Below are 18,155 nucleotides of genomic sequence, written 5' to 3'. Positions count from 1 at the left end.
CAATCAAAAAACGCGTTTTGCCATGCAATTTTTTATTGATTGGTATCCAATCTTGTGGTTCCAATGGTCCATCAAGGAGCTAGGTTCATAGGGAAGTGCTAGCCAGGGAGGATGCGATGAGCAGAACTGCCCTTTGTAGCGATCGAGTTCTTCTTAATGATTGGCATGTCGTCGCTGACCTGACGAACCTGTCGTCGGCCGCGCCCTTTCACACCCGCCTCCTCGGTGTTGACCTCACCATCCACTGTCGTGGGCGCTATCGCCGACAGGTGGTTCGCAGCGATAGCGGCGAGTCGGTGAATTCCGACAGCCGCTACGGTTTCCTCTGGGCTTGTCTCGGCAAGCCCGAGCGCGACATCGTCTTCGTGCCGGAGGCGAACGAGGCGGACCGTTATCTCGTGACCGGTGGATCGATCGCCGTGAACGTCTCGGGGCTGCGCGCGGTCGAGAACTTCCTCGACATGGGGCACTTTCCGTTCATTCACACGGGCTGGCTCGGTGAGGAGCCGCACACCGAGGTCGCGCCCTACAAGGTCGAGCTTACAAACGCCGACGAGGTCATGGCGACCGAATGCAGGTTCTACCAGCCGGTCGCATCGCCAACAGCGAAGGAAGGCTTCGTCGTCGATTACATCTACAAGGTGATCCGTCCCTACACGGTGGCGCTCTACAAGAGCAATCCTGTTCACAAGGCGCGGCTCGACGTAATCACGCTCTTCGTGCAGCCGGTCGACGAGGAACGTTGCATCGCCCATCCGTTCCTCTGCTACCTGAAGGAAGGCGTCAGCGAGGCCTCGATCCGCAGCTTCATGCAATTGATCTTCGCCCAGGACAAGCCGGTCCTGGAAAATCAGCTGCCGAAAAGGCTGCCGCTTGACCCGCGTGCCGAAACCCCGATCCGTGCCGATGCCGTTTCCGTCTATTACCGCCGATGGTTGCGCGATCGCGCGGTCACCTTCGGCGCGATCCCGGTCCGGATGTAACCGCCTTATGATCAGACGCCATTCACGGAGATGAACGACATGAGCCCGACCAAATGCCAGGACCAGGTGGTTCTCGATCTGTGGCACCCGCTGGCGGCGCTCGAGGAGATGCCGGCGAGGACGGTTCAGGCCACGATGCTGCTCGAGGAACGCATCAGCTATGTTTCGGACGGCGAAGGCAAGGCGGCCGCCTGGCGTTCGCGCCCGGAGCTCCCTGCCGGCAGCCCGGTCGATATCGATACGCTCGACGGCGGTCTTCCGATCAAGCTGGCCTACGGCTATATCTGGACCTCGCTGGGCACGCCGCCGGCTGAGCTGTTCCCGATTCCGGAATATGCGGAGGCCGATCGCCGCAAGCTCAACGCCGCCACCGTCGGCGTCAACGTTTCGGCACCGCGCGCGATCGAGAATTTCCTCGACATGGGCCACTTTCCTTATGTCCACACTGATATTCTGGGAGCCGAGCCCCATACGGAGGTCAAGGAGTACGACGTCGAGCTTTCGGTCGAGCGCGATGAGATCGTCGCCACGCGCTGTCGCTTCTTTCAGCCGATGGCCTCGACCGCATCGACCGGCGGCGCCGATGTCGAGTACATCTATCGAGTGCCGCATCCCTACTGTTCGGTGCTTTACAAATCCAGCCCCGTCGACGAGAGCCGCCTCGACGTCATCGCCGTTTTCCTTCAGCCGGTCGATCAGGAGCATGTCCGCGCGCATATGATGCTCTGTGTCCTCGACGAAGAGAACGAAGACAAGGTGATCAAACGCTTCCAGCAAACGATCTTCGGCCAGGACAAGCCGATCCTGGAGAACCAGTTTCCGAAGCGTCTGCCGCTCGACCCCCGGGCCGAGACGCCGATCCGCGCCGACAAATCGGCGATCGCCTACCGCCGTTGGCTCAGCCAGAAGGGCGTGACCTACGGGGTCATTCCGGCCGCCACCTGACGTTTCAGAATTCTGGAGAGAACGATGCTCGATACCGCCAAGACCAGATGGCATCCCGTTGCCGCATTCTATGATCTGCCGTTCCGCCACGTCTTTCATGCCCAGTTGCTCGGCCGCGAGTTCGCCGTCTGGCGTGCCGACGACGGCTACGTCAATATCTGGGAGAACCGCTGCCTGCACCGCGGCGTCCGCCTCTCGATCGGCATCAACGACGGCCGTGAGTTGAAGTGCCAGTATCACGGCTGGCGCTATTCCAACCGCACCGCCGGCTGTACCTATATCCCGGCGCACCCGGCCGACGCTCCGGCCCGCACCATTACTAACCGTACTTTTGCGGGCGTCGAGCGCTATGGCCTCATCTGGACGGCGGAGGAGCCTCTGGGGGACGTGCCGGAAGTTGCGGGCCTCGCCGAAGGCGATCTTCTCACCCTTCGCGGCATTCCGGTCAATGCGCCGGCCGATGTCGTGGTGGCGGCGCTGAAAGGCTATCGCTTTCAGCCGAACGGCCGCCTCGAAGGCACAGCGGCGGATATGTCGCTTAAGGCGAGCGACGGCTTCTCGGTGGCGCTGACGGCCCGCGAACAGGGCACCGAGACGCTTGCCGTCTTCTTCGTCCAGCCGGTCGACTCCAACCGCTCGGTCATCCGCGGCGTACTCGGTGGCTCGCCGCGCGGCGCCGAACGGCTCGCCGTCCTTCGCCACCACAACGAAAGGCTTTCGAAGCTTCGCGAGATCGTGGAGCGCGAGGCAGCTGCCGCACCGCAGCCGGCGCCGCTCGAGCCGGTGATCGAGCGCGTCTCGCCGGAACTTGCGGAGATGCCGGAAATGACCGCCCACGGGCGTAAGGCGACGATCCGTGTAACGGTCGCGCGGAAGTGGATGGCTGCCGAGGGGATCGCTGCGTTCGAGCTTCGCCCGATCAAGGGCCTGCTGCCGACCTTCCAGCCCGGCGCGCATATCGACGTGCACATGCCGAACGGGCTGATCCGGCAATATTCGATTACCAATGGCCCGGGCGAAAGCGACAGCTACGTCATCGGCGTCAAGCTGGAGCGGGACTCGAAGGGCGGCTCGCTCTGCATGCATGAGACGCTTCGCGAGGGCGACGTCCTGGCGATTTCGGAGCCGCGCAACAATTTCCCGCTGCGTCGCGATGCCGAGAAGACGATTTTCGTCGCCGGCGGCATCGGCGTGACGCCGCTGATTGCCATGGCCCAGGCCCTTAAGAACCAGAGCCTGGACTTCGCCTTCCATTACTTCGCCCAGAACCAGGGGCAGCTCGCCTTTCCGGAAAAGACCGCTCTCCTCGGCGAGGCGCTGAAGCCTCAGCTCGGGCTCGACCCGGAAGCGACTGCCGCTAAGCTCAAGGACATTCTTTCCGAGTATCGGCCCGGCATGCATGTCTATCTCTGCGGTCCGGGGCCTATGCTCGAGGCGGCGCGCCGGATCGCTGCTGAGCTCGGCTGGCCGGAAACGGCGGTGCATTTCGAGTATTTCAAGAACACCAATACGATAGACGACAGTTCGAGCTTCGAGGTCGCGCTGGCGCGCTCCTGCGTGACACTGAAGGTGCCGGCCGGTAGGACCATCCTCGACGTGATGCGCGAAGCCGGAATCGACATGCCGTCGTCCTGCGAGCAGGGTGCCTGCGGCACCTGTCTCGCGACCGTGATCGAGGGTGAGCCCGATCACCAGGACGTCTATCTCAACGATGCCGAGCGCAAGTCCGGCACCAAAATGATGACCTGCGTGTCGCGCGCCAAATCCGCGCGCCTCGTCCTGGATCTCTAGGAGCTGCCCGATGATCACCCTCTACGATTACGAACTCTCGGGCAATTGCTACAAGCTCAGACTTCTGATGAGCATGCTCGGCATCGAGTACAAGACGGTGCCAGTCGATTTCTACCCCGGCCGCGAACACAAGTCGGATTGGTTCCTGAAGCTCAATCCGCTTGGACAGTTGCCGGTGATCGAGGATGACGGACTGGTGCTGCGCGACGCGCAGGCGATCCTCGTCTATCTCGCCTCCAAATACGATCCTTCAGGCACCTGGTACCCGTGCAGCGATCCGACGCTTTTGGGCGAGATCAGCCAGTGGCTCGCCTTTGCGGACGGCATCACCGGCACCAGTTCGGCCGCGCGTCTCCATGACGGCCTGTTCTACGAACTGGATGTCGAGGCGGCCCGGACCGGTGCTCACAGGCTGTTTCGCATCCTCGACGAGCATCTCTGGTTCGGCGAGCAGGAAGGGCGCGACTGGATCTGCTCGGCGCCACACCCGACCGTGGCCGATATCGCCTGTTTCCCTTACATCATGCTCTCGGAAGAGGGGGGCATTCCCCGGCAGGATTATCCGGCAATCCGTCGTTGGTGCGATCGCCTTAAGCGGATCAAGGGCTTCACCGTCATGTCGGGGATCTTTCCTGCCGGGCCGGCGCGTGCGGCTTAAAGGGCTTCACTGTTTCAGTGAACAAGAAGGCCGATACCGCCGCGCCGATCTTTCCTGCGGATATGTCTCGACGCGCCATGACCGGCGATCATGGGAGCGGACGAGAGTCCGGTGAGCCGGGGCGGATCACTCCCTCCGGATAGGATTGGTATCGGGGAGTGCCATGCCATAGGCCGTATCCGCGGCGCCTTCCGAAATGTCGCTTGGCATGCGGTAGCCCTTGTTGGCGCGTACCTCGCGCGGCGACATCCCGAACTGCTCGGAAATCTGCCGCGAGAAGTGGAACGGATTCTTGTAGCCGCACTGATAGGCAATATCGGAGATCGCGAGTCCGGTCTGCAGCAACAGAAAATGCCCGCGGTGGGCGCGAACCTGCCATAAGTAGCGCACCGGCGTTGTGCCGATATGCTTGCGAAAAGACGATACGAGATGCTGAGGCGTCACTCCCACCAGCGAGGCGAGCCGCGCGACAGTGATTTCTTTTTCGTAGTTCTCGTCGATATAGAAGCGTGCTCTCAGGACCGAGCGCGGCGTCAGCCGTTCCTGCTCGGACATTTGCGCCTCGTGAAAATAGGCAAGGAAAATCGCCTCCCCCAGTGAATTGCGCAGCATGTTCAGGTTGGAGCTGGAGCCTGCGCCGAGCTCGACGCCGAGACGCTGTATCGTTTCGATCCGCTGCGAGAGCGGAATGCGCGGAGGCAGCGATCTCAACCGCATTGTTACCGGCTCGGCAAGCTCGCCCGCGTGTCCCTCGCACCAGCTTACGCGTGTGGCCGCATGGCCATCGCCATATTCGATGAAGAGATGACGCTCGTTGCGGAAGAAACCGCAACTGCGCGGCCCCAGGATGGTTTCGTCCTCGTCGCAAAAGACGCGCGCTTGGCCCTCATGAATGATGAGCAGGGTGACGTACCGGTCCTTCAGCGGGCCATACACCCCGCCGGCCGGATAAATTGCCTCGCCGAATGCGAAGCCGCGACTGCCGTCGATGAATGCGTGCATAGCCGGTTTCCCGTTGGAATGCCGCGTTCGTTCGTAGCACGGGCGGTCGGGAGATAGAAGCTTGCTCTCAGCCGATCTGAATTTCAGATATGCATTCTGTCGCCACAGGCATTCCTTGAAAAACGAGGCTGCGGAATACTCACTCCATACCGGGAACGGATTTGACGGCGCTCTACGGACGAGCCCTCAAGGACTTACGAGGAGCAACAGGTGTTTCTGCCAACCGATCATTCCAAGACCAGGGACGAGTTGCCGCGCGGCTGCACTTTCACACCCGGCGATTGGCATGTGCTCGCTTCCTTCTGGCATCCGGTCGCCTTTGTCCACGACATTGGCGATAAGCCGGTGCGAGCCCGGCTGCTGGACGTCGACCTGGTGATCTACAGGACGTCCGCAGGGATCACCGTCGCCCGCGATCTCTGTCCCCATCGCGGCACACGCATCAGCGCCGGTTGGATAGCCGACAACCAGATCGTCTGTCCGATGCACGGACTGCATTTCGGCGCCGACGGCGCCTGTTCGAAGATTCCATCGATAGCCAATCCCGGAGCCCGTATTCCGCCGCGGCTCCGGCTCCAGACCTACGCCTCGGTCGAGCGTTATGGGATCGTCTGGACCTGCATCAAGAACGCGCCGGTCTGGCAACTCCCGGAATGGGAAGGCATCTCAAACCCCGCTTTCAGAAAGGTTTATGTGCCGAGCGGCACCTGGTACGCCGCCGCAAGCCGGCACGTGGAGAACTTCAATGACGTCGCCCATTTTCCGTGGGTGCACACGAAGAGCTTTGGCGGGAGCACGGCCGAACCGATACCGCCATACGACGTCGAGCAGACCGATTACGGGCTGCGGTTCGAACTGCCGTACCATGAGGGGTTCAACCGCTTCGATGACGGGATCGATGGCGATGAACGCGATGTGGTGTACACCTACGAGCTGACCTATCCGTTCTCCACGCTCATCAAGATCGCGCCGCAAGGTTCCGACTATGTCGTTTATTTTGCCGATACGGTGTGCCCGGTTTCGGCACGCGAGACGCGCATCTTCCAATTGATGACCGACACGACCGGCGAACCGGACAGCGAATACTGGATCGAGGACTCGCTGCTCATAAATGACGAGGATAAGCCCATGGTCGAGGAGCAGCATCCGGAGGAACTGCCGCTCGATCTTACCGAGGAGATTCACGTACCCTCGGATCGCATGTCGCTCGAATATCGCCGCGGCCTGGTCAGGCATTTCGGACTCGGGGCGCCCTTTGCGAGTTGATCCGGACGGCCGCCGCAACTGGAGATATCAGGAGACGTTCATGACTGTCCGCTGCCCAATGTTCCTCCCCAGCCGCATCGTTGCCTCGTCTTCAGCCTTCCGGCCTGGTGGCGAGACAGCGTCGGCATGCGGCCCGGCCGGTTTGAGAAAGCCGCGTTCGTGACCGTGGCGCTTGCAAACCGCCCGGCAACCCGGCAAGCCGCGGAAACGGAGCGAAGCCTGCGTCTGCGCGTGGCCGGGAAGCGGATTTGTGCGGACGAAATAGCCGCTTTCGAGTTCGTCGGTGTGGAGGGCGAGGAACTGCCGCCGTTCACCGCCGGCTCGCACATCGACGTGCATCTGCCGACGGGACCGACACGGCAGTATTCGCTCTGCAACGATCCGCGCGAACGACATCGGTATCGAATCGGTGTGCTGCGCGAGGTGGCGGGTCGCGGCGGTTCGGCCTACATGCATGATCGCGTCGAGGTCGGCGATACCATCGAGGCAAGCCTCCCGCTCAACGCCTTCCCATTGGAAGAGAGCGCCCTGTTTTCGTTATTGCTGGCGGGCGGCATCGGTGTCACGCCGATCCTGTCAATGGCGCATCGGCTGACCGCGCTCGGCCGGGATTTCACCTTCCACTACTGCGCACGCAGCGCGTCGCGCATGGCCTTCCGCCCCGAGCTCGAGGCGTCTGCCTTTGCGCCACGAATGCGTTTTCATCTGGATGATGGACCGGTCGACCAAAGGCTCGATCTTGCTGGCTTGCTTTCGCACCGACCTCCGGGAGCGCACCTGTATGCTTGCGGGCCTGCAGGTTTTCTCGACGCCGTCATTGCGGCTGCCCGGCCGGCTTGGCCATCCGAGGCGGTGCACCGCGAATACTTCGTAAACGCGATGAGGTCTGCGGCGACAGGCGACCGGGCCTTCACTGTGAAGCTTGCCAGCGACGGCCGCGGTTTCACCATCGCGCCGGGCCGCAGCATCGTCGAAGTGCTCGGCGAGAACGGCATCGACGTCCCGGTGTCTTGCGAAGAGGGCATTTGTGGCACCTGTGTGACGCGTGTCGTCTCCGGGGTCCCGGATCACCGCGATCTGGTCCTGACGGAAAAGCAGCATGCGGCGGGGAACTTGATCACCCCATGCTGTTCGCGGGCGCTCTCGGATGAGCTGGTATTGGATCTGTAGCCGGTAAGGCGGAGGCGAGCATATTGAAGGGAGAGTCGATGAACCTTGAAACTTTTGTGCAGGCGTTGCCGAAGGCCGAGTTGCACCTTCATCTCGAAGGTGCCGTCAACGCCCGGACATTCCTCAAACTTGCGCGCAAGAACGGCACCACTCTGCCCAAGTTCGCAGAGGTGGAGGAACTCTATAGATACGAGAACCTGGTCGACTTCCTGCAGGTCTATGATCTCGTCGCGAAATCCGTGGTGGATGCCGATGATTTCCACCTCATCACCTACGAGGCGCTCGCGCACGTCGCCAATGCCGGCGGCCGCTATGCGGAATTCTTCTTCAGTCCACAGGTTCATCAGGATGCCGGGGTCGCCTATGAGACGATGTTTGCCGGCATTCTGAAGGCGATGGACGATGTCGAACACGACTTTGGTCTCGTGTCCCGTGTCATACCGGCGCTGAACCGCGAACTCAGCATCGAACGCGGTTTCGAATTCCTCGACCTGGTTCTGCCATTCCGCTCGGACAAGGTAATCGGCATCGGCCTCGATTACGACGAGGAGCCGTTCCCGCCCGCTCCCTTCAAGGCGGTCTACGACAAGGCGAAGCGCGCCGGCATGCGGCTGACGGCGCATGCAGGCGAAGGCGGCCCTGCCGCAAATGTCCGGGATGCGCTCGACCTGCTCGGCGCCGAGCGGATAGACCACGGCTACCGGGTGATGGAGGATGCCGACCTGGTGGCGCGTTGCATCGCCGATGACATCGCCTTCACCGTTTGTCCGAGTTCGACCGTAATCCTAACTCGCTGGCGCGATCTCGCCGCAGGCGATCATCCGATACGCGCGATGCTGGATGCCGGACTCAAACTGGTCATCGACACGGACGATCCGCCGATGCTGCAGACCGACCTTGCCAAGGAATACCGGTTGCTGGGAGAGGCCATGTCGCTCGACAGAAGGACACTGGCGCAACTTGCGCTCAATTCGCTCGACGCCGCGTGGCTCGACGAAAGCCTCAAGCGCGAATGGCGGGCCGCATGGGAAGTCGAGGTCGACCGCCTCCTGGCGGCTGAGGCAGACGCCTGAAAGAATGCATGAGATCGGCTCCGCCCGGGAGGGGCGGCGCTCGAAGACAATAATAAACGGACGGGATCAACCCAGAATGACTCCAGAGGGAAGGTAGACTCCTATGTTCACACGCTTCGCCAAGAGACTGGTGGCGATGGTGGCGCTTGTCGTCGCTGTCGTCATTTCGAGCCCTGTTAGGTCGCTCGCTGCCGACCCGGACAAGCTCAATATCGCCATCATCCTTTCTGCCGGCATCGATAACGCCTGGGACGGGACGCTGATCGAGGCGCTCGAGCGCATCAAGGCGGCCAAGCCGCATGGCCTAGAGATCACCTGGAAATATACCGACCCTCTTTGGGGCGACGACGCGGGCGACGCGATGCGGCTTTTCGCCGAAAGCGGCGAGTACGACATCATCTGGGCGCACAGCACCTATTCCGATCAGGTGAAGAGACTGAAGGACGAGTTCCCGGACATCCTGTTCGTCGTTGTCGGCTCTGGCAACGAGGGCCTTGGCGGCAATCAGTACTGGGTCTACAAGCGCGTGCATGAGCCGGCCTATCTGCTCGGTCATATCGCCGGAAAGTTGTCCAAGTCGAACAAGCTCGGTGCCGTCGGCACCTTTCCCGCCGATGACGTGAACGACGAAATCAATGCCTTCTTTGCCGGCGCCAAGGCGGCGAATCCCAAGATCGAGCGGACGGTTGCCTTCATCGAGTCCTGGTACGATCCGGCCAAGGCCGCGGAATACACGAGTGCGCAGATCGCAACCGGCGCCGACCTCATCTTCCAGCTGACCGGCAACTTCAAGCCCTGCGAGGAGGCGAAAATCCTCTGCTTCGGCAATTTCCAGGATCAGCACTCCTTCTCTCCCTCGACCGTCCTGTCGAGCGCCGTGGCACAGTGGGACCCGGACGTTCTGTGGGTCATCGACGCCTGGTGGGCGCACAAGTCCGAGGGCAAGCCCTATGCCGGCAACACCGAGAAGCATTGGTTTTCGATGAAGGACGGCGGTGCCACGATCGCTCCTTACCGCGATCTCGAAGCCAGGCTGCCGGCCGATGTGCGGGCCGAGGTCGAGGATTTGAAGACGAAAATCCTTGCGGGAACATTTGAAGTGCCGATCGATGTGTCAGACCCTAAGGCCGACTGACGGCCACAGGCTCATCGGCCGCGATGGGCGTTCCGCCCGCCGCGGCCATCGCTTCAAGCTCCAGCTTTTTCGGTATTGCCATGACCACAGCCCTGCGCGTCGAAGGATTGACGAAGCGCTTCGCGGGCACGATCGCGAACGATGACGTCAACTTCGATCTTCTGCCTGGCGAAATCCATTGTCTCTTCGGAGAGAACGGTGCCGGTAAGTCCACGCTCTCCTCCTGTATTTTTGGATTCTATCGGCCAGACAGAGGTCAGATTTTCGTCGGCGGCGAGCCGGTCCACGTCGGCTCGCCGATTGACGCCATCCGGCACGGCATCGGTATGGTGCACCAGCATTTCGTGTTGGTGCCGGAATTCACGGTGCTCGAAAACATTATCGTCGGCACCCAGCGCTCCGGCATCGGGCTGAAAGCTGCCGAGGCGCGCAAGAAGCTCAGGCGCATCTGCGAGAGCTACGGTATCGAGGTCGATCTTGATGCCTATGTCTGGCAATTGCCGGTCGGTCGGCAGCAATGGGTGGAAATCCTCAAAGCGCTTTATCTCGATGCGCGGATCCTCATCCTCGACGAACCGACGGCGGTACTGACGCCAGGTGAATCGCGTATCCTGTTCAATATTATAGGCGAAATGTGCGCCCGAGGGCTGTCGATCATCCTCATCACCCACAAGCTAGCGGAAGTGATGCAGTCGAACCGGGTCACCGTGCTGCGCAAGGGCAGAGTCGTCGCGACCCTCAAGACGTCCGAGACCTCGCCGGATGAACTGGCGCGGCTGATGGTCGGGCGCGACGTGTCCTTCTCGGTCGCCAAGCCGGCGCTCGAGCCGGGTGAAGAGGTATTGGCCGTAGAAGGGCTCACAGCCCGCGGTCACTGGGGAGAGACGGTACTCAAGAATATCTCCTTCTCGGTGGGGCGTCACGAAATTCTCGGCATTGCCGGGGTTGCCGGAAACGGCCAGAAGGAGCTTTTCGAGCTTCTGTGCGGCGTCAGGAAACCGGACGCCGGGGCGATCCGGCTGAGGGGCGAGGATGTCGCCGGCCTCAAGCCGCGCGCTCTGATGGATCGCGGGGTCGGCCACATTCCCGACGACCGGTTCCGCGAGGGCCTGGTGCCGGAATTCAGCATCGCGGAGAATCTCGTTCTCGGATGGCAACGCAGTCCGAAATACCGGGCCGGGCTGATGATGAACCGAAGAGCCATTGCGGATCTGGCGCGGGACATGATCGCGCAATACCAGATAGCTGCGCGCAGCGAGACCGTGGCGGCCGGCAAACTTTCCGGTGGCAACGCGCAGAAGGTCATCATCGCCCGCGAATTCCTGCATGCCTCCGGTTTGATCCTTGCCAATCAGCCGACACGCGGGCTCGACGTCGGTGTGATCGAATATGTCCAGAGACAGCTGCTGAAGAAACGGGGGGAGGGCTTTGCGATCGTGCTCGCCTCGGAGGAGCTGAGCGATCTGTTCAGTCTCGCCGACCGCATCGCCGTGATGTTCAAGGGGGAGATAATGGGGATTGTCGATCCGAGGACGACCACCATCGCAGAGGTAGGCGTGCTGATGGCAGGCGGCAGGGAAGGAGGCAGGTCATGATCCTGTTCGAACGCAGAACGGAAACGAGCCGCACCTGGACCACGATATCCTTCACAGTGGCAATTCTTGCCGGCCTTGCCGCGACGGCAGTGCTGCTCGCATCGACCGGTGCCGATGTGCTGCAGGTCTTCGGCGCTCTGGTGAAAGGCGCGGTAGGCTCTCCGAAGGCGCTTGCAACGACGCTGGTGAAGGCGACGCCACTCATCCTGACCGGCCTTGCGACGGTCGTTGCCTTTCGGGCTCAGATTTGGAGCATCGGACAGGAGGGGCAGGTCTTCGCCGGCGCCATGGGCGGCTATCTCGGGGCTCAATTGCTCGCCGGGTTGCCGGCACTTCTTTTTTTCCCCGGTGTGCTTGCCTTCGGGATAGCGGGGGGTATGGCGGTAGCCTGGCTTTCTGCACTCTTGCGCAACCGCTTCGGCGTCAACGAGATCATCTCGACGGTGATGCTCAACTATCTGGCTGTCTACTTGCTGTCGTGGCTACTTCAGGGCGGCCCCTGGGGGGAAACCGGGGGGACGATTTCCTATCATCAGTCGCCGATGTTGCCCGATGCGGCATTCCTGCCGGCGCTCATGGGCAGCAGCCGGTTACACGCCGGCGTGCTTCTGCCTTTCCTAGCCGCCGCAATCTGCGCCTTGGTAATGGCACGGACACCGCTGGGCTTTGAGATACGCGGGCTTGGGTACAATCCGGAGGCACTACGGCACAAAGGCGTGAATATCGGCCGCACGGTCACCGTGATCATGCTTTTCAGCGGCGCGCTTGCGGCCCTTGCGGGCGCCATCGAGCTTTTCGGCGTGACGCACCGGCTGCGAGCCGACAATCTCATCGGCCTCGGCTATGCCGGCATTATCGTCGGAATGATCGGCGGCCTTAGCGCCTGGGGAACGGTGCTGGCCGGGCTCTTCTTCGGCGCACTTGCAAGCGGCGCGGTCTACATGCGCGTCCTGGGCGACGTCCCGGCCGCGCTGGTGCCTGCAATCCAGGGCATCACCCTTTTCTTCTTCCTTTGCGCCGGTGTTCTGGCGCGTTACCGCATCGTCAGGGTCGTCGTCCAATGAGCCAGCTGTTCCACGAAGCGATCATCATCAGCATTCTCGCCTCCACGCTTCGCATCATGACGCCACTCCTGTTCTCCTCTATGGGCGAACTGGTCATTCAGCGCTCGGGCATCTGGAACATGGGTGTCGAGGGTACGATGCTGACCGGCGCCTTCGCTGCCTATCTGGCCGCCACGCTTAGCGGCTCCCTATGGTTGGCCGTGATCGCGGCCGTGCTTGCCGGGATATTGATGGGCGCGATCATCGCCTTCATGACGGCGGTCCTCAGGGTCGATCATTTCATCGCAGGGCTTGGGCTGAACCTCCTGGCGGGCGGCTTTACGCTCTATTGGTTCCAGAGCTATATCCGGGGGCGCGCGCAGCCGACATTTTCGGGGTTCGAGGATGTAGACATTCCGCTGCTGTCGGACATTCCGTTCATCGGGCCGATCCTGTTTTCACAGCGCGCGCTCACCTATGTGGCGCTGCTTGCGGTGCCGGCAATATGGTTCCTGCTTTACCGCAGCCGCCACGGGCTCGAACTTCGCTGTCTCGGCGAAAATCCGAAAGCCCTGGACGTCAAGGGCCTGAGCGTCACGGGTCGTCAGTTTGCGGCCGTTATGTTCGGCAGCGCCATGACCGGGCTCGGCGGCGGCTTCCTCATGCTCGGCTTTTCCGATCGCTTTCTCGCGGATTTCACCGCAGGTCGCGGCTGGATCGTAGTGGTTGCGCTGATCGCCGGCAATTGGAAGCCGAAAGGCGTGTTCATTGCGGTCGCTGCCTTTGCCTTCCTGGAAGCGCTCGCCACGCATTTGCAGGTGCTAGGCGCAAAGGTACCGCATCAGCTCCTCCTGTCGCTCCCGTATATTGCGTCCATTGGGCTTCTGATGGGGTTGCGCTGGCGCCCCGGGCAGCCGGCCCGCCTCGGCGTCCCCTACACAAGGGAGTAGCTCGGGACATCAGGCAGCGGACGCTGTAGCGATGCTTCGCACGGCGGCGAGGACGTCGGCCGGTTCAGTGCGGACTAACCAATCCGGGCTCACGTCGGCGAACCTTACCACGGCATCCATGCCTATCACGATCGTGGCCGGCATGGGGAGTTCGAAGGTTCCGGTACCGTCACCTCACCGATCGGATTTCCGCTTGTTATAGAGGCACGGCGAGAGGGTTCGTCGAACGTATACAGAATGCTGAAGCGGCGCCCCAATGCATTGCCGGCGTCGCTGGCGATCAGGAAATCCAGGCCGTGGCGTTCCTTGATCTCCTTCAATCGATCCGGCACCTGCGGGCTGATACCGACCAAAGTGGTACCCAGCCTTTCGAGTTCCGGCGCGAGGAACCGGTTGTAATAGGGCAGGGCGATGTTGCAGGCCGGACATCCCGCAAAATGGAAAAAGATCAGCACGAGGGGACCCTTCCGAAGCAGTTCGTGCAGCGTGAGTTGCGCGCCCCCCACCTCCGTCAGCTGAAATGACTCCACGCGATCACCGGCCTTGATGAACCCGGCGTGATCGGCGGTTTCCACGAGGAGCCTGCGTTGCTCGACATTGATCTTCAGCGCGGCAGGCGTCATCGTCTCGGCGCGCCTTGCTTGGAAATCTGCGAGCGTTTCGTTGAGGGTGGATTCTTCGGTCATCCCTGGGCTCCTGCTGTCGGACAAGCGTGATCTTCCACGGATGATAGGTGCCGGTAGCAGCTGCAGCGAGCCAAGGCTTTGCACGGGTGTTCGCAGACGAGGGAGAATTTTTCCGGTTCTTGGCGAGGCGGCGACAGCATTATTCCTTTAGTACACAAAATCAGTAGATAATATCAAGTAAGTTGCACTGGATGCCTCGCTGCAGGCTTCGTTCCATCCGCCGAAAGGAAAAATCCATGTGGTCTCCCAAGCTCGTCGGTCTCGCCGGAAGTGATGCCGGTTTGTCATTCGGCCGGCGCATCGCACATGCGGTCGGCGAGCTCTCCGCCTTTTTTGCCGCGCCGTCCGCCCGGCACGTCATCGCAGCAGAATGAGCAGAGGAGGCGATCACCATGGCTGCTTTCGGCAATCAGCAGAAAACAATTTCGCCTTTTGATCCCGTCAGGATCGCCGCCGAGCTTTCGGTCCGGTTTGCGCAAACGGCGGCGAGCTATGACGAGAGCGCATCCTTTCCATTCGAGAATATCCGGCTTGCACATGAGGCCGGCCTGATCGCTCTCACGGCGCCGGTGGAACATGGCGGAGCGGGAGCAGGGCTTGCCGTGGCCGCCGAGGTTATCCGCCATGTCGCCCGAGGCGAACCGTCGACGGCCCTAATCCTCATCATGCAGTACATCAATCTAGCGACGATTCCGAACTCCGGCTGGCCTCAAAACCTCATTCAACGCGTGCTTGGAGATGCTGCGAGGAAGGGTTCGTTGATCAACGCCTTCCGAGTAGAGCCGGAACTTGGGACGCCCGTGCGCGGCGGGCTGCCGAAGACCACGGCCCGTCGGGTGAAGGGCGGATGGTCCATCAGCGGGCGGAAAATCTATTCGACCGGTGTGGAAGGTCTGACCTATGCGGTCGTCTGGGCGCGTACCGACGAGGCGGATCCGAGAGTAGGCGCCTTCCTCGTACCGCTTGAGGCGGCGGGTCTTGCCATCGAAAAGACGTGGAACCCGCTCGGCATGCGTGCAACGGGCAGTCACGACATCGTCTTCGAAGACGTACGCGTGCCGTCGGACCATGCGGTAGATATCCGGCTGCCATCGGAATGGGGCGGCCGGGGCGAAGGCCAGGCAGCCTGGTTCGGCCTTTTGCCGGGCGCACTTTATACGGGCGTTGCGGAAGCGGCACGCGACTGGCTGGTCACCTTTCTCAGGAACCGTGTGCCCACCAATCTCGGCCAGCCGCTCGCGAGCGTGCCCCGAATCCAGCATGCCGTCGGCGAAATCGAAGAATTGATCGCGGTCAACCGGCGGCTGATCGCGTCGGCCGCCGGCGATATCGATCGCGGGCTGCCGCTTCCCGCTACGGAAGCCAATCTCATCAAAACGGTCACCACGGAAAACGCGATCGCTGCCGTCGAGAAGGCGCTCAAGCTGACCGGCAATCACGGGATTTCCCGCAACAATCCACTGGAGCGCCATCATCGCGATGTCCTTTGCGGCCGCATCCACAGCCCGCAGGAAGACACGGTGCGGGTCGAAGTGGGCCGCATCGCGCTCGGCATCTGATCTCGAACTCAGCAACGGAGGGTGTCATGCCTGTCGAATTCATCGGTTACATCGGCAATCACAATGCTTCTGAGACGATAGCCCGGAAGGGACCTATCATCGATCTCGACCATATCGCCGCCGCCGCCTCGATCCACGAAAATGCCGGTTTCGACCGTGTCCTCTTCGCTTTCCACTCGACCTCGCCCGAAAGCATCCTGATCGCGCAGCACGTCGCCAATAACACTCGCAAGCTCAAGCTGATGATTGCGCATCGGCCTGGCTTCACCGCCCCCACGCTTGCCGCGCGGCAGCTCGCAACGCTCGACAACCTGACGGGCGGACGGGTCGCCGTCCATATCATCACCGGCGGCAACGACAAGGAGCTCGCGCAAGACGGCGATGACCTGAGCAAGGACGAGCGCTATGCCCGCACCAGCGAGTATCTCGATATCGTGCGTAAGGAATGGACGAGCGAGACGCCGTTCGACTATGCGGGAAAACACTACAAGGTAAAGCAAGCCTTCGCTGCCGTGAAGCCGCAGGGCCCGGAAGGTATCCCGATCTATTTCGGTGGGTCCTCCGATCCGGCGATCGCGGTCGCGGGAAAACATGCGGACGTCTATGCGCTCTGGGGCGAGACACTGGAGCAGGTGGCCGAAACCTTGCGGAACGTCCGCGCCGCAGCTGCGGTGCACGGCCGTAAGCTCCGTTTCAGCCTGTCGCTGCGCCCGATTCTGGCCGAGACCGAGGACGCGGCCTGGGAGAAGGCGGCCAGCCTGCTTTCCCGTGCCAAGGCTCTTCGCGGCGCACCCGGGACCGAACGGCTGATCGACACCAACGCACATAGCGGCAACGGCCCGCAGAACGAAGGCTCCAGACGGCTGCTTGCCGCCGCCTCCCGCGGGGCTCGGCTCGACAAGCGCCTGTGGACGGAAATGGCGGCACTGACCGGCGCAAGCGGCAACTCGACCTCGCTCGTCGGGACACCCGAACAGGTGGCAGAAGCGCTCATCGACTATTACGATCTCGGCATCACCACGTTCCTCATCCGCGGCTTCGATCCCATCGAGGATGCGTTCCACTACGGCCGTGACCTCATCCCGCTGGTACGCGAGCTCATCGCCGAGCGCGACCGCAGCGGCCATGCCCAGGCAGCCGAGTAAACCTTGAAATGCATCGCGGGTCGCCTGGCGCGATCCGCTTCTTCCCAGCGCGCTCATTTTTCAGAGGATCAGGAGACGGATGATGGCATGGAATGCAAAGACGCTCTTTGGAGCAGGCGATGATCACTCCCGGGGTTTCGACCGCCGGGCTTTCCTGAAGACGGTCGGGCTGGTGGGCGTTGCAGCGCCCTTGGGCGCCATTTCGCTCGGCAGCTTCGCCGCGACCGCCTCGCCACCGGCCGCGGCGGGAGAGCTGAAGAAGATCAAATTCGCGACGAATGCCAGTGCCATTTGCCTTGCGCCGGTCTTCGTGGCGCAGGAGCACGGCATCTTCAAAAAATACGGTCTCGACGTGGAGCTGGTGAATTTCGGCGCTTCAACCGAGGCCCTTCTCGAAGCGATCGCGACCGGTAAGGCAGATGGCGGGGTCGGCATGGCGCTTCGGTGGCTGAAAGCGCTGGAGCAAGGCTTCGACGTCAAGATCACCGCCGGTACCCATGGGGGCTGCTCGCGGCTCGTCGCGCTGAAGTCGGCCGGCATCACCAAACTCACCGAGCTCAAAGGCAAGACGATCGGGATCTCGGACCTTGCCAGCCCCGGCAAGAATTTCTTCTCCATCCTCCTGCACAAGGAAGGCATCGATCCAATCTCCGATGTCGAATGGCGGCAATATCCTGGCGAGCTCCTGCAGCTTGCCGCCGACAAGGGAGAGATCCACGCAATCGCCGACGGCGACCCGAAAGCCTATTTCTGGCTGCAGGATCCAAAGTACATCCAGATCGCATCGAATCTCGACCACGGTTTCGAGAACCGCGTCTGCTGCATCGTCGGATTACGCGGCAGCCTCATCCGCGACGACCAGCCAACCGCCGCCGCCCTGACGCGCGCCCTCCTGGAAGCCCAAGACTGGACCGTCGCCAAGCCGCAGGATGCTGCCAGGGCTTTCCTGCCCAACGCGCCCAAGGGCAAGACGGTCGAGGAACTCGTCGGCGTCCTGCAGAGCCAGACGCATAACCACAATCCGGTCGGCGCGGACCTCAAGACCGAGATCGCACTCTACGCGCAGGAACTGCGCGACGTGCAGGTCTTCAAGCAGTCGACCGATCCGAAGGATTTCGCCGAGCGCGTCTTCGCCGACGTCCTGACCGCTTGAA

The 18,155-nt window shown here is 61.9% G+C and carries 17 protein-coding genes; 15 read left to right on the top strand and 2 right to left on the bottom strand.

Features of this window, described 5'->3' with window-relative positions:
• Positions 1-116: 116 nt before the first annotated feature.
• From M1D34_RS28380 to M1D34_RS28365, 4 genes are read left to right on the top strand one after another with little or no spacing between them, the layout of a single operon-like run.
• Positions 117-983, top strand: coding sequence for an aromatic ring-hydroxylating dioxygenase subunit alpha (locus M1D34_RS28380; protein WP_498786099.1), 867 nt, complete (start codon positions 117-119; stop codon positions 981-983).
• 39 nt (positions 984-1,022) lie between these two features.
• A complete protein-coding gene (locus M1D34_RS28375; protein ID WP_498786097.1) occupies positions 1,023-1,928 on the top strand; it encodes an aromatic ring-hydroxylating dioxygenase subunit alpha in 906 nt (301 codons plus the stop codon).
• Positions 1,929-1,952: 24 nt separating this feature from the next.
• Positions 1,953-3,719 (top strand): PDR/VanB family oxidoreductase, encoded by a 1,767-nt coding sequence (locus M1D34_RS28370; RefSeq protein WP_498786095.1) that lies wholly within the window; start codon positions 1,953-1,955, stop codon positions 3,717-3,719.
• A 10-nt stretch (positions 3,720-3,729) separates the two neighbouring features.
• Positions 3,730-4,377, top strand: coding sequence for a glutathione S-transferase family protein (locus M1D34_RS28365; RefSeq protein WP_498786093.1), 648 nt, complete (start codon positions 3,730-3,732; stop codon positions 4,375-4,377).
• 126 nt (positions 4,378-4,503) lie between these two features.
• On the opposite strand, the gene M1D34_RS28360 is transcribed toward M1D34_RS28365, so the two are convergent.
• The gene (locus M1D34_RS28360; RefSeq protein WP_498786092.1) at positions 4,504-5,379 is read right to left on the bottom strand and encodes a helix-turn-helix domain-containing protein; all 876 of its coding nucleotides are present in this window, start codon (positions 5,377-5,379) and stop codon (positions 4,504-4,506) included.
• A 210-nt stretch (positions 5,380-5,589) separates the two neighbouring features.
• On the opposite strand from M1D34_RS28360, the gene M1D34_RS28355 reads away from it, so the two are divergent.
• The 7 genes from M1D34_RS28355 to M1D34_RS28325 all read left to right on the top strand — a co-directional run bounded on the left by M1D34_RS28355 (position 5,590) and on the right by M1D34_RS28325 (position 13,611).
• The gene (locus M1D34_RS28355) at positions 5,590-6,645 is read left to right on the top strand and encodes an aromatic ring-hydroxylating oxygenase subunit alpha (RefSeq protein WP_498786090.1); all 1,056 of its coding nucleotides are present in this window, start codon (positions 5,590-5,592) and stop codon (positions 6,643-6,645) included.
• Between the two features lie 159 nt (positions 6,646-6,804).
• On the top strand, positions 6,805-7,815 hold the full coding sequence (locus M1D34_RS28350) for a PDR/VanB family oxidoreductase (protein ID WP_498786088.1): 1,011 nt from the start codon (positions 6,805-6,807) through the stop codon (positions 7,813-7,815).
• Positions 7,816-7,853: 38 nt separating this feature from the next.
• On the top strand, positions 7,854-8,888 hold the full coding sequence (gene add, locus M1D34_RS28345) for an adenosine deaminase (RefSeq protein WP_498786086.1): 1,035 nt from the start codon (positions 7,854-7,856) through the stop codon (positions 8,886-8,888).
• A 103-nt stretch (positions 8,889-8,991) separates the two neighbouring features.
• Positions 8,992-10,023, top strand: a complete 1,032-nt coding sequence (locus tag M1D34_RS28340; RefSeq protein WP_498786084.1) for a BMP family lipoprotein — start codon at positions 8,992-8,994, stop codon at positions 10,021-10,023.
• An 80-nt stretch (positions 10,024-10,103) separates the two neighbouring features.
• Entirely contained in the window at positions 10,104-11,618 is a 1,515-nt protein-coding gene (locus M1D34_RS28335) for an ABC transporter ATP-binding protein (RefSeq protein WP_498786082.1), read from the top strand.
• Positions 11,615-12,682 (top strand): ABC transporter permease, encoded by a 1,068-nt coding sequence (locus M1D34_RS28330; protein ID WP_498786080.1) that lies wholly within the window; start codon positions 11,615-11,617, stop codon positions 12,680-12,682. The genes M1D34_RS28335 and M1D34_RS28330 overlap by 4 nt, the downstream gene beginning before the upstream one ends.
• Entirely contained in the window at positions 12,679-13,611 is a 933-nt protein-coding gene (locus M1D34_RS28325; RefSeq protein ID WP_498786078.1) for an ABC transporter permease, read from the top strand. The genes M1D34_RS28330 and M1D34_RS28325 overlap by 4 nt, the downstream gene beginning before the upstream one ends.
• 125 nt (positions 13,612-13,736) lie before the next feature.
• On the opposite strand, the gene M1D34_RS28320 is transcribed toward M1D34_RS28325, so the two are convergent.
• Positions 13,737-14,234: a redoxin domain-containing protein gene (locus M1D34_RS28320; RefSeq protein ID WP_498786076.1), complete on the bottom strand. Its 498-nt coding sequence runs from the start codon at positions 14,232-14,234 to the stop codon at positions 13,737-13,739.
• 299 nt (positions 14,235-14,533) lie between these two features.
• On the opposite strand from M1D34_RS28320, the gene M1D34_RS28315 reads away from it, so the two are divergent.
• The 4 genes from M1D34_RS28315 (at position 14,534) to M1D34_RS28300 (ending at position 18,154) form a co-directional block, all read left to right on the top strand.
• On the top strand, positions 14,534-14,671 hold the full coding sequence (locus tag M1D34_RS28315; RefSeq protein ID WP_498786074.1) for a hypothetical protein: 138 nt from the start codon (positions 14,534-14,536) through the stop codon (positions 14,669-14,671).
• An 18-nt stretch (positions 14,672-14,689) separates the two neighbouring features.
• Positions 14,690-15,856, top strand: a complete 1,167-nt coding sequence (locus M1D34_RS28310) for an acyl-CoA dehydrogenase family protein (RefSeq protein ID WP_498786072.1) — start codon at positions 14,690-14,692, stop codon at positions 15,854-15,856.
• Positions 15,857-15,882: 26 nt separating this feature from the next.
• Positions 15,883-17,001 carry an LLM class flavin-dependent oxidoreductase gene (locus M1D34_RS28305; protein ID WP_498786070.1) on the top strand — a complete coding sequence of 373 codons (1,119 nt, stop codon included), beginning with the start codon at positions 15,883-15,885 and terminating at the stop codon, positions 16,999-17,001.
• An 82-nt stretch (positions 17,002-17,083) separates the two neighbouring features.
• Positions 17,084-18,154, top strand: coding sequence for an ABC transporter substrate-binding protein (locus M1D34_RS28300; protein WP_498786068.1), 1,071 nt, complete (start codon positions 17,084-17,086; stop codon positions 18,152-18,154).
• The last annotated feature ends 1 nt before the right edge of the window (position 18,155 follow it).

The organism is Ensifer sp. D2-11 (genome assembly GCF_054161295.1).
Note: the sequence above shows the minus strand (reverse complement) of the source record. Positions and strands in the feature narration are given on the sequence as shown.